The organism is Intestinibacillus massiliensis (assembly GCF_900155735.1).
Classification (GTDB): domain Bacteria; phylum Bacillota; class Clostridia; order Oscillospirales; family Butyricicoccaceae; genus Intestinibacillus; species Intestinibacillus massiliensis.
The window spans coordinates 108,271-121,762 of sequence record NZ_LT707058.1 but is presented as its reverse complement, the minus strand read 5'-3'; the positions used below and the strand labels follow the sequence as shown (position 1 = coordinate 121,762).

Annotated in this window: 14 protein-coding genes and 1 riboswitch; of the genes, 11 read left to right on the top strand and 3 right to left on the bottom strand. The window is 60.0% G+C overall.

The window, feature by feature from the left end; translation table 11 throughout:
• From CZ203_RS15270 to CZ203_RS07495, 5 genes are all read left to right on the top strand, one after another.
• The coding region (locus tag CZ203_RS15270; protein WP_200809454.1) for a rubredoxin at window positions 1-172 on the top strand (172 nt) is incomplete at its 5' end.
• A 467-nt stretch (window positions 173-639) separates the two neighbouring features.
• Entirely contained in the window at window positions 640-1,227 is a 588-nt protein-coding gene (locus CZ203_RS07510) for a 2-oxoacid:acceptor oxidoreductase family protein (protein WP_087065515.1), read from the top strand.
• A complete protein-coding gene (locus tag CZ203_RS07505; protein WP_087065514.1) occupies window positions 1,224-1,529 on the top strand; it encodes a 4Fe-4S dicluster domain-containing protein in 306 nt (101 codons plus the stop codon). The genes CZ203_RS07510 and CZ203_RS07505 overlap by 4 nt, the downstream gene beginning before the upstream one ends.
• A gap of 1 nt (window position 1,530) precedes the next feature.
• On the top strand, window positions 1,531-2,715 hold the full coding sequence (porA, locus tag CZ203_RS07500; RefSeq protein WP_087065513.1) for a pyruvate ferredoxin oxidoreductase: 1,185 nt from the start codon (window positions 1,531-1,533) through the stop codon (window positions 2,713-2,715).
• 5 nt (window positions 2,716-2,720) lie between these two features.
• On the top strand, window positions 2,721-3,650 hold the full coding sequence (locus CZ203_RS07495; protein ID WP_087065512.1) for a thiamine pyrophosphate-dependent enzyme: 930 nt from the start codon (window positions 2,721-2,723) through the stop codon (window positions 3,648-3,650).
• 267 nt (window positions 3,651-3,917) lie between these two features.
• On the opposite strand, the gene CZ203_RS07490 is transcribed toward CZ203_RS07495, so the two are convergent.
• Window positions 3,918-7,382 carry an S-layer homology domain-containing protein gene (locus CZ203_RS07490; protein ID WP_087065511.1) on the bottom strand — a complete coding sequence of 1,155 codons (3,465 nt, stop codon included), beginning with the start codon at window positions 7,380-7,382 and terminating at the stop codon, window positions 3,918-3,920.
• A 418-nt stretch (window positions 7,383-7,800) separates the two neighbouring features.
• On the opposite strand from CZ203_RS07490, the gene CZ203_RS07485 reads away from it, so the two are divergent.
• The 6 genes from CZ203_RS07485 (at window position 7,801) to CZ203_RS07460 (ending at window position 10,693) form a co-directional block, all read left to right on the top strand.
• Window positions 7,801-8,133, top strand: coding sequence for a PadR family transcriptional regulator (locus CZ203_RS07485; RefSeq protein WP_087065510.1), 333 nt, complete (start codon window positions 7,801-7,803; stop codon window positions 8,131-8,133).
• Window positions 8,126-8,758 carry a DUF1700 domain-containing protein gene (locus tag CZ203_RS07480; RefSeq protein ID WP_159456418.1) on the top strand — a complete coding sequence of 211 codons (633 nt, stop codon included), beginning with the start codon at window positions 8,126-8,128 and terminating at the stop codon, window positions 8,756-8,758. The genes CZ203_RS07485 and CZ203_RS07480 overlap by 8 nt, the downstream gene beginning before the upstream one ends.
• Window positions 8,755-9,615, top strand: a complete 861-nt coding sequence (locus CZ203_RS07475) for a hypothetical protein (protein ID WP_087065508.1) — start codon at window positions 8,755-8,757, stop codon at window positions 9,613-9,615. Before CZ203_RS07480 ends, CZ203_RS07475 begins: the two co-directional genes overlap by 4 nt.
• Window positions 9,616-9,667: 52 nt before the next feature.
• Complete coding sequence (locus tag CZ203_RS07470; protein ID WP_087065507.1) at window positions 9,668-9,865, top strand: PspC domain-containing protein; 198 nt, start codon at window positions 9,668-9,670, stop codon at window positions 9,863-9,865.
• A 108-nt stretch (window positions 9,866-9,973) separates the two neighbouring features.
• Window positions 9,974-10,050, top strand: a riboswitch (Fluoride riboswitch).
• Between the two features lie 103 nt (window positions 10,051-10,153).
• Window positions 10,154-10,315, top strand: coding sequence for a hypothetical protein (locus tag CZ203_RS07465; protein ID WP_200809453.1), 162 nt, complete (start codon window positions 10,154-10,156; stop codon window positions 10,313-10,315).
• Between the two features lie 39 nt (window positions 10,316-10,354).
• Window positions 10,355-10,693: a hypothetical protein gene (locus tag CZ203_RS07460; protein ID WP_087065506.1), complete on the top strand. Its 339-nt coding sequence runs from the start codon at window positions 10,355-10,357 to the stop codon at window positions 10,691-10,693.
• A 60-nt stretch (window positions 10,694-10,753) separates the two neighbouring features.
• Here CZ203_RS07460 and CZ203_RS07455 read toward each other — a convergent pair whose 3' ends face one another.
• Together CZ203_RS07455 and pyk are read right to left on the bottom strand one after the other, a co-directional pair.
• Window positions 10,754-11,755 carry an LCP family protein gene (locus CZ203_RS07455; protein WP_087065505.1) on the bottom strand — a complete coding sequence of 334 codons (1,002 nt, stop codon included), beginning with the start codon at window positions 11,753-11,755 and terminating at the stop codon, window positions 10,754-10,756.
• A 33-nt stretch (window positions 11,756-11,788) separates the two neighbouring features.
• On the bottom strand, window positions 11,789-13,249 hold the full coding sequence (gene pyk, locus CZ203_RS07450; RefSeq protein WP_227105527.1) for a pyruvate kinase: 1,461 nt from the start codon (window positions 13,247-13,249) through the stop codon (window positions 11,789-11,791).
• Between the last annotated feature and the right edge of the window lie 243 nt (window positions 13,250-13,492).

Sequence of the window (13,492 nt, the reverse complement as noted above, 5' to 3'; positions counted from 1 at the left end):
CGCCGCCCGCGCGGCCGCCGCGGCGGAAACCGCGGGCGACGCGCCGAAACGCTGGGTCTGCACGGTCTGCCACTGGGTGTACGACGGCGAGACCCCCTTCGAGGAACTGCCGGACGACTGGGTCTGCCCGGTGTGCCATCAGCCGAAATCCGTGTTCCAGCCGCTGGATTGACGGACATTTGTGCGCATTGTCCTCGCACAAAATACAAGCGTGTGCATGTGGAGGATAAAAGGGTCAAAATTTGTGTATTTTCACCATTGCATCCGCGGGCACGGAGGATTATACTTTAGGACAATGAAGCAAGCCAAAGACGAAGACGGAGAGAGTAAGCGCCGCCGCAAAAGTCGCAGCGAGCCGGGGACAGTGCAAGCCCGGTACGAGTCGCGCCCGCCGAAAATCACTCCCGAGTCGCACGCCGAACCCGCCGCAGGCGGCTTAAAGTAGGTTGTGCCGGTTTCCCTCCGCCGTTACCGGGGGCGCATATGATGGTATGTTGTAACAGGTGGTTAAACGGCGCACATGGATTTCCAGGCGGCCGTCCTTTTACAGGACGGCCGCCTTTTTGCATGCCTGCCCGGCGCCGCAGGGCAGCCGGCCTACGTACCAAAAACCCAGACATTTTACAAGGAGAGGTCAAAATGAAAAACACAAACAAACCGGTTGAGATCCGTTGGCACGGCCGTGGCGGCCAGGGCGCAAAGACCGCCTGCCTGCTGCTTGCAGACGCGGCATTTTCCTCGGGCAAGTATGTCCAGGGCTTCCCGGAATATGGCCCGGAGCGCATGGGCGCGCCGATCACGGCCTATAACCGCATTTCCGACGAGCGCTGCCCGGTGCATTCCAATATTTACGAGCCGGATTATGTCGTCGTGGTCGACGAGACGCTGCTCGGCGCGGTCGACGTGACCAAGGGGCTTTCCCAGGACGGCGCGATCATCGTCAACACCTCGAAAACCCCGGAGGAGGTGCGCCCGCTGCTCGGTGGCTATAACGGCAAGGTGTGCACGATCGACGCGCGCCGCATCTCCGAGGAAACGCTCGGCAAAAACTTCCCGAACACCCCGATGCTGGCCGCGGCGGTCAAGGTCTCCGGCGTGGTCGAGGCGGAAAAGTTCGTCTCCGACATGGAGGCGTCCTTCCATCATAAATTCGCGCACAAGCCGCAGGTAATCACCGGCAACATGGCGGCGCTCACCAAATCCATGAAAGAGGTACAGGTAGGATGATCAGGACGGCAGCAGAAATCAACGAACAGACGCCGTGGCAGGAGCTTACGCCCGGCGGCGAAATCTATGAGGGCGGCACCGCGCGCCTGACCAACACGGGCGACTGGCGCACGCAGACCCCGGTGTTCCACGCCGACGCGTGCAAGCACTGCATGCTTTGCGTCCCGTTCTGCCCGGACAGCGCCATCCCCGTCAAGGACGGCGAGCGCCTGGATTTTGACTTTATGCACTGCAAGGGCTGCGGCATCTGTGTGAACGCCTGCCCCTTCGGCGCGATCACGATGGGAAAGGAGGGCGAGTAAGATGTCCATCCGCGAAAGGCTTTCCGGCAACGAGGCGGTCGCCTATGCGATGCGCCAGATCAACCCCGACGTCATGGGCGCGTTCCCGATCACGCCCTCGACCGAAATCCCGCAGTATTTTGCGCAGTATGTGGCCGACGGCCTGGTCGACACCGAGTATGTGACGGTGGAATCCGAGCACTCCTCCATGTCCACCTGCATCGGCGCGCAGGCGGCGGGCGGCCGCGCGGTCACCGCGACCTCGTCCTGCGGCCTCGCGCTCATGTTCGAGCTGCTCTATGTCGCGTCGTCCTGCCGCCTGCCGATCACGCTGGCGTGCGTCAACCGCGCGCTGTCCGGCCCGATCAACATCAATAACGACCATTCCGATTCCATGGGCGCGCGCGACGCGGGCTGGATCCAGATTTACGCCGAGACCAACCAGGAGGCGTACGACAACTTCCTCCAGGCCATGCCGATCGGCGAAAACCCGGCGGTGCGCCTGCCCGTCATGATCTGCCAGGACGGCTTTATCACCTCGCACGGCGTGGAGAATATCGAGCTGCTCGAGGACGACAAGGCCAAGGCCTTCGTCGGCGAATACAACCCGGAGCACTTCTTACTGAAGCATGAAAACCCGCTGGCCGTCGGCCCCTACGACGTGACCCACTATTACATGGAGCACAAAATCCAGCAGGCCGAGGCCATGAAGGCGGCAAAGCCCGTCATCCTGCAGGTCGCGGCGGAATTTGAAAAGCTGACCGGCCGCAAGTACGGCTTCTTTGAAGCGTACCGCATGGAGGACGCGGAGACCGCGCTCGTCCTGATCGGCTCCTCCGCCGGCACCGCGCGCGCCACCGTCGACAAGCTGCGCGCGGAAGGCAAGAAGGTCGGCATGGTCAAGCTGCGCGTGTTCCGCCCCTTCCCAATGGAGGAACTGGCCGCGGCGCTGCAGCACTGCAAGGCGGTCGCCGTGCTGGACAAGGCGGAAAGCTTCTCCGCGGCGGGCGGCCCGCTGTTCGCCGAGACGCGCTCGGCGCTTTACGACCTCGACAGCCGCCCCAAGGCAATCAACTATGTTTACGGCCTCGGCGGCCGCGACTTCACGGTCGACGTGGCGGAATACATCTTCGGCCAGCTTGACGAGATCGTCACCACGGGCAACACGGGCGAGGTTTACCGCCACATCGGGCAAAGAGAGGTTTAAACGACATGGGATACAGTTTAAAAAGAGAAGTCGAGAAGAAGGAGCGCTTTGTCGGCGGCCACCGCCTGTGCGCGGGCTGCGGCGCGGGCATCACGGTGCGCGCGGTCATGCGCGCGCTGGAGCCGGAGGACAAGGCGGTCGTGACGAACGCGACCGGCTGCCTGGAGGTCTCCTCCTTCCTTTATCCGTATACCGCGTGGGAGGACAGCTACATCCATTCCGCGTTTGAAAATGCCGCGGCGACCTGCGGCGGCGTAGAAGCGGCGTACAACGTCCTTAAGAAGAAGGGCAAGATCGACGATACCTTCAAGTTCATCGTGTTCGGCGGCGACGGCGGCACCTATGACATCGGCTTCCAGTCGCTATCTGGCGCGATGGAGCGCGGGCACGACATGGTCTATGTCTGCTACGACAACGAGGCCTATATGAATACCGGCATCCAGCGCTCCTCGTCCACGCCGCGCTTTGCGGACGCGACGACCTCGCCCACCGGCAAGGCCTCGAACGGCAAGCGCCAGAACAAGAAGGACCTGTCCTCCATCATGGTCGCGCACGGCATCCCGTACGTCGCGCAGTCGACCTTTATCGGCAACTTCCGCGACCTGCACGAGAAGGCGCACCGCGCGATCTACACCCACGGCCCCGCGTTCCTCAACGTGATGAGCCCGTGCCCGCGCGGCTGGCGTTACCCGGCGGAGGACATGGCGGAAATCTGCCGCCTTGCGGTCGAGACCTGCGTCTGGCCGCTGTACGAGGTCGTTGAGGGCGAATACCGCCTGTCCTACGAGCCGAAGGACAAGCTGCCCGTAGACGTTTTCCTCGCCAAGCAGGGGCGCTTCAAGCACATGTTCGCAAAGGGCAACGAGTGGATGCTCGAGCTTGCGCAGAACTATGTGGACAAGAAGTGGAAGGAACTGCTGGCAAAGTGCAACTAAGCGGCGTCGCATATAGGGAAGGCAGCCCCCGGAAGGGGGCTGCCTTTTTATGTGCTGCGGCAAGGTGCGCCCCCCGGGCGCACAGCGCGCCCAGGCGGCTTTGCCCTGTGGCGGGGTATGGGAATAGGGGCAAGGGCTTGGGGCGCGTGCAGGGCAGGTACCGCGCAAAAGGCGCCATCCGTATGGATGGCGCCTTTTTCATGCCGGGGAAAGGGAAACCCCCGCGGGAGTAATCCCGCGGGGGTTAAAACCTAACTTGCTATAAATTTAAGCCTTGGTAATGGTAACCTTGATATCAGTGATATTAGAACTGCCTACCGTGATCTCAAATGTGGTGCTGGAGCCTGCAGTAACAGTCTGCTCGGAGCTCGGATTAACCGTGCCACCCGTGCAGGCAACAGTCAGGCCAGTTGCATCAGCATCATTAGCCAGCGCAACCGTTACAGTTACTTTGTCGCCAGTCTTCAGGTTATCCGTCTTATCGATAGAGAGAGTAACCTTGCTAATGTCAGGCGTGTTCGCACCAGCAACTACCGCGTTAGTCGCCTTAGCCGCAGTGTAAACAGCAGTAGCAGAAGCAGAAGCATTGATGGTAGTATCTGCAGTGATACCAGAAACTACAACCGTCTTGGAGCTGCCAGAAATCTGCTCCGCCTTAGTAAAGGTAACAGTGCCAGCTGCGGTACCAACCGTCGGATTCAGGGTAATCGTCTGCTCGCAGTTAGCACCAGCCTCAGCCGCAGCCTTGACAGTAACCGTTACAGAACCGTTGGAGTTGGACTTAGCATTGCCCTCCAGCGTAATTGCACTGGCGGTAACCGAACCCGGAGCGGTAACCGAACCATAGGTTACACCATAGGTGCCGGTAGAAGGCGTAGCAGCCAGGGTAACAACGTTGCCGTTGCGATCCTTCATCTCATTGCTAACTTCGATGACCAGGACGTCGAACTCGCCGTCGTTGTTGATCTTCGCAAACGCGTTTGCCTTGTAGCTAATAACGTTGCCGTTGGTATCGCGGTTCGCCTGAGCGGACTGGATAGAACCATTATCAACGACTGCATAATCGCTCTTGGACTGGTCAACATAGATTACGTGGGTATCGCCGGTGATCTTGCCGTTTTCCAGAGTGTCAGCGGTCAGGGACTCAAAGCTTACTCTGTTGTTGCCCAGATCGTTCTTCACCGCGCCATAGTTCCTCTGGCTGTCATAAGTGCCGGTGGTCAGCTGAGTGATGTCGCTGATCTTCTCCCAGGAGCCGGTGATCTCAACGATGTCGCCCTTCTTCAGGTTGGTGGAAGTCTTGTCGGACTCGACAGCGGTCTTCTCGCCATCCTTGGTCAGCATATCGAAGTATGCAACCTTGTCGCCGTCAGCGTTCTTCTTGAACTGGACGCCGGTAATCATCGCATACAGGGAATCGCCGGAAGAGGTAACTGCATCATAGTTGATGTAGATGATCTTTGCGTAGTCCTTGTCGTTGGTGTCGTACATAACGAAGCCGCTGACATCCCTACCCTGCATGTTGCTATAGGTCATCAGGGCAGAGCCGGACATAACCTTGTACTTGTAGTCGTGGTCGGAATTCTGATAACGCAGGAACACAACCGCTTCCTTCGCAATGTCGTAATTCTCGACGGTAGCGCTATCCTTGTGATAGCCGTTAGTACGAGCCGTGCCGGTAGTCAGAGCCTTAACGCCGAAGTCGGTAACGTTGCCGTCCAGATCGGTGTAGCTCGTGCCGGCCGTGATCGCCTTCAGGGTGTAGTCGCCGTCATCTTCGCTATACTCGTACAGGGTATCGTTGCTGATAGCGCTCTTCAGACCACTGCCATTGCCGCTCCAAACAGTGCTGCCAGACTTGACAACGTTGATGACCTTCTCGGTGCCGTCCTCGAACAGAACCTTCGCTTCAACGCCCTTGTCCAGGGTCTTCGGGTCGCCTACGTTCTTAACCAGCAGGACGTCCAGGTCAGCCGCAGAGGTGCTGCCGCCAACATAGTACGCATAGCTGCCGTAGGTCTGGAGCTTGTAAGAGTTATCAAGCTTGATGTCCTGATAATCCTTGTTCGCCCACTTCAGGTTGTACCAGTTGCCATCGATCTGAACCTTGTTGTCCTTGGTGGAAGTCGCCTTGCCCTCAACAACAGTTGCAGCTTCGATCTTCGGGTCGCCGGTGAACTCGTTGGTGCTTACCAGGACATAGTCGTCCTTCTTAGCACCGTCGTAGATTTCCGGGTTGTCGTCTTCCATGTCGAACTTCTGCGTGTTGGTGGTAACGTCGTTAACCATGTAGTTAACATATACCGCAGAGGAAGATACGGAAGTCAGCTTTGCGAAACGCTTCGGGATTACGCGGATCATGTCGAGGTTGCCATCGTTGTCGAGGTCAACAGCGTACATGTCGAAATCGGAATCCTTAACAGCATTTACATACGCCGCAACGTTAGAGGCGCTGCCGGTTGCATAGGTGGCGGTGCCGTTGTACAGGTCGTAAGAATCGTCGAACTTATACTTGGTGCCGTCGATCTTAACCTTCTCTTCGCCGGAAACGGTATCCAGGTCGGAAGCCTTGCCGGTGATTACCTTGCAATCCGGAACAACGTATACGCCGTAAACGTTGTCGGTATTCTTGTACAGGACCTTAACGCGCTGACCCAGCAGGGAGGTCAGGTCGGTCTTCACCTTGGTGAAACTCCACTTGCTGCCCTCGTCCTCGTCAGGATCAACCTGTGCCAGCTTCAGGACATTGTCGCCGCTGGAGAAGGACGGGTTCAGGGTGGTGTTGCCAGCCGCCATCAGAACGCCGGTGGTCTTCTTAAGGTCGAGATACTTCTCGCCAACCGTCTCGTTCTTGGTGTTGGTCTCGTTTACATAGGTGTAAACCGGGGTAGCCTTGGAGTCGCGAACGATCTTATAGTCGTTCGTGGTAGTGCCAGTCGCAGTACCAGACAGACCCAGGACTTCCTTAGCGTAATCCTTTGCATCGGACGCGCTAGCAAGACCGGTACCAGCCGGAACGGTCTCCAGAACGCCAGCAGAAGCGTACTTATAAACGCTATAGTAGTAGACAGACTCGCCGGTCGGCTTCGCAACCGTGGAGTTCTCGGTCTTCTCGGTCTTGACAACCTGGCCGTTTGCATTGTACATTACGGTCTCAGCGTCGATCGCGTTGTAGATCAGCTGCGCCGCGTACTGACGGGGCAGGCCCGCGTTCAGGTCAGAGTCAACGTCGTCCAGCAGGCCGTTCTCGGAAGCCAGGGCGTTGGTCTTGGTGTCCCAGCCGGTGCCAACCAGGCCAGCCTTGGTCTGGTCGTAGCCGATGGTGACCAGCAGCATCTTCGCCGCCTGGGTACCGGTTACGGTGCCGTCCGGGTTGAACTTGGTTGCGGACTCACCAGCGATGATGCCCATGGTCTGGCAGTACTTGATGAAGCCTGCAGCCCAGTGGCCGTTGATGTCCGTGAAAGTAGTCGGGGTGGTGGAGAAGTTGTCAGCAGTGTCCTTGCCGGTGCGCAGGACATAGATCATCTTCGCCATTTCCGCACGGGTAACAGTGCCGTCCGGATTGAAGCTGCCGTCCGGGTTGCCGTTAATAACGTTTAACGCCGTCAGCATGTCTACCGCTTCAGTTGCCTTAATGTCAGCCTGATCGGTAAACGCCGCGCCAGCCATCATGGTGAACGCCATAGCGAACGCCATAACCAGCGCGAGAACCTTTTTAAGATTCTTCATAGGTTTTGTTCCTCCTTTAAAATTTCGGGATGATTCCCTTTATGGGCTTTATCTTAAACGAAACTTTTCCCCGCGTCAACGGTTTGCCGCCCGCCGTAACAAATGTGTAATATAAAACCTTAAATTGTTCTTAAATGCAACATATTTGTTTTTAATAGTAACATTTAAGCGCTATTTTGTTACATATAGTAACATCCATCCTCAATTTTACAAATGTTATTTTTCGGAACTTTTTCACCGTTTACGCCTTGCGCGCCGGGCTGCCTGCCCGCCCGCCCCGGCGCGCTTTCCCGCTATATAATGTATAGGCAGGCCTTGCGGGAGCCTTCCTGAATTATGAAGGTTTCCTTAAGTGCTTGACATACAATATTGTTTCTCATATAATATTGACAAGGACACAGGGAAAGGAGTGGGAGCCTTGGCCACTTTCGGGTTCGGCACATCGCTGCTCGACGCCCTGGTGCTGTCGGTCGTTTCACGCACGGGCAAGGAAGGCGCATATGGCTATAAGATCACGCAGGACCTGCGGCGGGTCATCGACATTTCGGAAACCACGCTGTACCCGGTGCTGCGGCGGCTGCTGAAAGACGGCTGCCTGACCTCCTATAACCAGGAATGCGCCGGACGGAACCGTCGGTACTACCGGCTGACCGCACTGGGGGACGAACAACTCTCGCGTTATCAAATTGAGTGGCGGGATTACCGCGACCGGGTTCAAAATGTACTTTTCGGAGGGCTGGAGAATGAATAAGGAAGAATTTCTCTCGGCGCTGGACCGTGCGCTCGGCGGCCTGCCGCCCGAGGAACGGCAAAACGCCATGCAATACTATGAAGACTATCTGGAAGACGCCGGGGAAGGGCACGAGGCCGAAGCGATCGCGGGGCTTGGCTCGCCGGAGGCGGTCGCGCAAGCGATCCTGAACGATTACCGCGACCTGGCGCCCCACGGGGGCGGCGCATCGGGCGCGTCGGGCGCGCCGCAGGAGCCCCGCCCCATCAAACGGGGCATCAGCCCGTGGCTGCTACTTGTGATCGTGCTGCTGGCGATCCCGGTCGGGGTGCCGCTCGCGGCCGGGCTGGGCGGGGCGCTGATCGGCGTGCTGGCGGCGGTTTTCGCCGTGCTGGTGTGCCTGTTCCTGATCCCGCTCATCCTGTGCATCGTCGGCATGGCCGTGCTGTTTGCAGGGTGCGGGGCGCTGTTCACCGCGCCGGCCTCCGCCGTGCTGGCCATCGGCGGCGCGCTGGTCTGTTTATCGCTCGGCGTGCTCAGCGCGCTGCTGCTGATCAAGCTGTGCATGCTGTTCATCCCGCCGGTGGTGCGGGGCGTCGTGTCCCTGTGCCGCAAGCCGTTTGAAAAAAGGAGGGGGCGTCCATGAAAACAACCGTCAAAATCTGCTGCGCCGTGCTGGTGCTCGGCCTGGTACTGACCGGCGCGGGCTACGCGCTGGGCGGGCAGCCGCTTTACCACAACGAATGGCACAACGGCTGGTTCCGCTTCGCAGGCCGCTTCCTGCCGGCCTCCATGGGCGACAAGCTCACCGATAAAATCAACGACAGGGTAAACGACACGATCGATTCCGCGCTGGACCACGTTTGGGACGGCCACGGCTGGGACGGCCATGACTGGGACGACGGCGATTGGGACGATCACCTGCCGCGCGCGTCCTCCGCTTTGCTGGATGAAAGCGTAACCGGCAGCGTGCGCAAGGTCGACCTGGAACTCGGCCGCGGCACCTATGTCCTCGCGGAGGCGGACGGGGATACCGCCCCCTTCTCGGTCGACTGTTCCGAGGCCATCCGCCTGGACAGCGGCTTTAAGGATAAGGACACCTGGTATGTCAAGGCGCGCGGCAACAGCAAGGGCACGCCCATCACCATCTACCTGCCCGAAGGCTTCTCCGCGGACAAGATTGACATCTCGGTCGGCGCGGGCGAGCTGGACGCCGGCACGCTCCGGGCACGTGAATTTGAGCTGGAAGTCGGCGCGGCCGATGTGCGCATCGCCTCCCTGGGCTTTACCGAAGACGCAGACATCGAGATCGGCGCGGGCAACGCCGAGATTGGGCTGACAGAAACCTGGGGATCCTATGGGTATGACATGGAAGCCGGGCTGGGCGATATCACGGTAAACGGCGAAACCATTATTTCGGGCATCGGCGAGGTCAGCCGCCGCGGCGGCCCGCACCTGTCCGCCGAAGTGGGCGCGGGTTCCCTCAGCATCACCACGCCGTGAGGGAGCCGCCACCCCGCAACAACCATACGATAACGATAAAGGAGTGTTTTGCATGAATGGCAAGAAACTGTGCCGGAGCATCTACGACCGCAAGCTGTGCGGCGTATGCGGCGGGCTTGCGGAGTATTTCAGCCTCGACGCGACGCTGATCCGCCTGGTCTGGGCGGTGCTGACCGTATTCAGCTGGGGCACCGGCCTGCTGGTCTATATCGTCGCGGCGATCATTATGCCGGAGCAGACCCCGGAATAACGGTACCGGGCTGCAAAAAGCGGCGGGAGGCTCCAAGCCCCCGCCGCTTTTTTGCGCCCGCGCGCAGTATTGACGCGGCCGCGCCGCCGTGCTATACTGGGGATACCAACTGAAAAGGGGCATGAGGTTCGCCCCGGGGGACGCCCCCCGAACCGCCTTCCCAGGCTGATGACTTCTGCATCTTAAAACGAATGCAGGATAGTTGTCGGCTTTTTTGCTGTCCTGCGCAAATCANTCACCGCGCGCGAGCGGCTGTTTACCGCCATCGCCTACACCCCCAAGGCGACCGTGCAGGCCGCAGTCGGCGGCGTACCGCTCGCCATGGGGCTGGCCTGCGGCAACCTCGCGCTGGCGCTCGCGGTTCTGTCCATCCTGCTGACCGCCCCCATCGGCGCGTTTGCAATCGACCAAACTGCCCCGCGGCTGCTTGCCCCGCGCGAAAAAACGTGATATGATGGGGTTAACCATCATACAGGAGGATGCCCGTCTATGAACGAGGAACTGAAGCCGCAGGCCGGGGAGCCGGCAGAAGGAACCACACCGGATATGCCCGAACCCGCAGAAGCCGCGGGGGAGACGCTCCCCGCAGCAGAAGGGCAGGCGGAAGGAATGGAAGGCGCGCCCGCGCCGGACGACACGCCGCGCATTTTCGGTATGCCCGCCGTCGTATTCCGCAGCATTGCCGTGGGCTTTGCCGGGGGGCTGATCCTCACCGGGCTGCTTGGCGTGCTCGGCGTCCATTTCCGCTACCTCCCGATCATCGTGTGCGCCGCGGCGGGCTGGCTGATCGGCAAGCAGCTCGACAAACGCCGCAACGCGCAAAAATAACGCAAAAAAGCCCCGGCCTGCAAAAGTAGGCCGGGGCTTCCCTATGTAACTATACTTTTTTTACCCGTCGGTGGAGCCTGTACCGGAAGCCGCGCCGCCCGGCGGGATATCGTCGTAGATATACGCATGCAGCTGCTCGGACGCGCGGTCAAGGTCAAACTTGATGTATTCCCCGGCGGAGCCGCCGTATTCCCAATCGCCGTCGGCCGGGATGCGGCTGTGCTCGATGGCGGGCTTGCCGTCCTTCATGGCGCCCAGCAGCAGGGGGATGATCTCCGCCGGGCTGAGGGAGGTGGTCACGTCGTGCATCATCTCGGTCATCAGGCCGATCAGCTCGCCCGTGCCCATTTCCTGCACCTGGTTGAACATGGCCTGCATGACGATGGACTGGCGCTCCACGCGCCCCCAGTCGTCGCCCGTGCCGCCCTTGCGGATGCGGGCGTAGCACATGGCCTGCACGCCGTTCAGGTGCTGGTAGCCGGCCGCCTCGATCGGGGTGCGCTCATCCTTCGGCACGCCCTTTTCCTTCTGGTATTCCTTGATGAACTTATTGGCTTCCACGCGTTCCTTCTCGGACACGTCGACATAGATGCCGCCGACCTTGTCGATCAGCCCCTTCATCTGCCCGAAGTCGACCGTGATATATTCGGAAATATCGGTGCCGAAATCCTGGTTGATCGTGCGGATGGCAAGCTCCGGCCCGCCGTAGGCATAGGCGTGGCACAGCTTGTCCTTCTTATGCCCTTCGATCGGCACCAGGCTGTCGCGCATCAGCGAGGTCAGCTTGAGCTTGTGGCGGGTGTTGTCCACCGTCAGGATCATCATGCTGTCCGAGCGCGTGCCGATATCGACGTCCCGGGTGTCCACGCCGAACAGCGCGATGTTGGTGATCGAGCTGTCCGGCGTGACGTTTTGCGCCAGGTCGACGCCGTCCAGCCCGCCGTCGTAATTATACGACAGCGAAAAGACCAGGCGGTAGGCGTACAGGCCGCCGCAGATCAGCAGCGTCAGCACCACGGCCATCAACAGCCAGCGGCGCAGGATGCGCATAAATCGCTTCATTACATTCCTAACCCTTTAGTTTGTCCCGCCTGCTCAGACGAGGTTTGCGATGTGCTCCTCGGTGAGCTCGTATACGCGCAGGGTGTTGGTGTTGTGCACCTGGCCGACCGGCATGCCCGCGGTGATCGTGATCAGGTCGCCGGCCTCGCAGCCGCATACCTGGATCGCCGCCTTGGCGGACTGGTTATACAGCATAGTGCCGGAGTTCGGGCGCTCGACCAGCACCGGCTGCACGCCCCAGGACATGGTCAGGCGGTGGAAGGTCTTCTCGTTGGGGGTCGCGCCAATGATCAGGTGCTCCGGGCGGAAGCAGGCGACCGCGCGGGCGGTGGAGCCGGACTCCGTAAAGGCCACGATGCACTTGGCGCTCAGGTCGTGGGAGGTGGTGCAGGTCGCGTGCGCGATGGCGTTGGTGATATGGTCGCCCGTCATCTGCAGCTCCTTGAACTCGGGGCGGGTGACGCGGCGGCGGTGGTAGTGGATGCTGCCCTCGGCCTTTTCCGCGATGTTGCTCATCGCCGCGACGGTCTCGACCGGGTACTTGCCGACCGAGGTCTCGCCGGACAGCATGATGGCGGAGGTGCCGTCGTAAACCGCGTTTGCGACGTCGGAAACCTCGGCGCGCGTCGGGCGCGGGTTCTTGGCCATGGACTCGAGCATCTGGGTCGCGGTGACGACGCGCTTGCCGCGCGCGATGCAGACCTTGATCAGCTCCTTCTGGATCTGGGGCAGCTCCTCAAACGGGACCTCGACGCCCAGGTCGCCGCGGGCGACCATGATGCCGTCTACCTCGCCGAGGATCTCGTCGACGTTGCGCACGCCTTCCATGTTCTCGATCTTCGCGATGATCTGCACGTCCTCGCGGCCGCACTCGAACAGGATCTTCTTGAGGTCGCGCATGTCCTGCGCGCAGCGGCAGAAAGAGGCGGCGATAAAGTCGATGCCCTGCGACAGGCCGAAAACGATGTCTTCGTGATCCTTCTCGCTGATATAGGGCATGTTGAGCGTGATGCCCGGGACGTTGACCGACTTGCGGTTGGAGAGCGGGCCGCCGTTCAGGGCGCGGCACACGATGTCCGTGCCGCCGCGGATCTCGACGACCTCGAAGCCGACCAGGCCGTCGTCGATCAGGATGCGGGTGCCGGGCTGCACGTCGCCGGGCAGGCCCTCGTAGGTGATGGAGACGACGGTGTTGTCGCCCTCGATATCGCGGGTGGTCAGGGTGAATTCCTGCCCCTCGGTAATTTCAATTCTGCCGTCCTTGTAGGTTTTGGTACGGATCTCCGGCCCGCGGGTGTCAAGCATAATGCCGCAGGGGCAGCCCAGCTCGCTGCGGACGCGCTTGACCATGTCCATGCGCGCCTTGTGCTCCTCGTGGGAGCCATGGCTGAAGTTCATACGGGCAACGTTCATACCCGCGTACATCATGTCGCGGAGCACATTGCCTTCATCGGTCGCGGGGCCGAGCGTACAGATAATTTTCGTTCTGCGCATCAAGTAAAAACCTCTCTTTTTCATACGATCTTCATTCATTTATAACGCAATTAAGTTTAACACTTTCAGCCCCCGTTTGCAATCAATTCCACGCACTTCCGACCGGAAACGGAAATGTTTTTATCTATTCTACAAAAATGCGCGCCCACGCCGCCGCAAATAAAGCGATTTTCACCACAGGGCGCGGGCGGGCGGGCGCTTTCGGCCTTGTAATCCCCCCGGCGAGGGCTTATAATATAAGTA

Bases quoted from the DNA above. Each gene is read 5' to 3' on its own strand.
- CZ203_RS07510 (WP_087065515.1), top strand. From the start codon at position 640: ATGAAAAACACAAACAAACCGGTTGAGATCCGTTGGCACGGCCGTGGC.
- CZ203_RS07505 (WP_087065514.1), top strand. From the start codon at position 1,224: ATGATCAGGACGGCAGCAGAAATCAACGAACAGACGCCGTGGCAGGAG.
- porA (WP_087065513.1), top strand. From the start codon at position 1,531: ATGTCCATCCGCGAAAGGCTTTCCGGCAACGAGGCGGTCGCCTATGCG.
- CZ203_RS07495 (WP_087065512.1), top strand. From the start codon at position 2,721: ATGGGATACAGTTTAAAAAGAGAAGTCGAGAAGAAGGAGCGCTTTGTC.
- CZ203_RS07490 (WP_087065511.1), bottom strand. From the start codon at position 7,382: ATGAAGAATCTTAAAAAGGTTCTCGCGCTGGTTATGGCGTTCGCTATG.
- CZ203_RS07480 (WP_159456418.1), top strand. From the start codon at position 8,126: ATGAATAAGGAAGAATTTCTCTCGGCGCTGGACCGTGCGCTCGGCGGC.
- CZ203_RS07475 (WP_087065508.1), top strand. From the start codon at position 8,755: ATGAAAACAACCGTCAAAATCTGCTGCGCCGTGCTGGTGCTCGGCCTG.
- CZ203_RS07470 (WP_087065507.1), top strand. From the start codon at position 9,668: ATGAATGGCAAGAAACTGTGCCGGAGCATCTACGACCGCAAGCTGTGC.
- CZ203_RS07460 (WP_087065506.1), top strand. From the start codon at position 10,355: ATGAACGAGGAACTGAAGCCGCAGGCCGGGGAGCCGGCAGAAGGAACC.
- CZ203_RS07455 (WP_087065505.1), bottom strand. From the start codon at position 11,755: ATGAAGCGATTTATGCGCATCCTGCGCCGCTGGCTGTTGATGGCCGTG.
- pyk (WP_227105527.1), bottom strand. From the start codon at position 13,249: ATGCGCAGAACGAAAATTATCTGTACGCTCGGCCCCGCGACCGATGAA.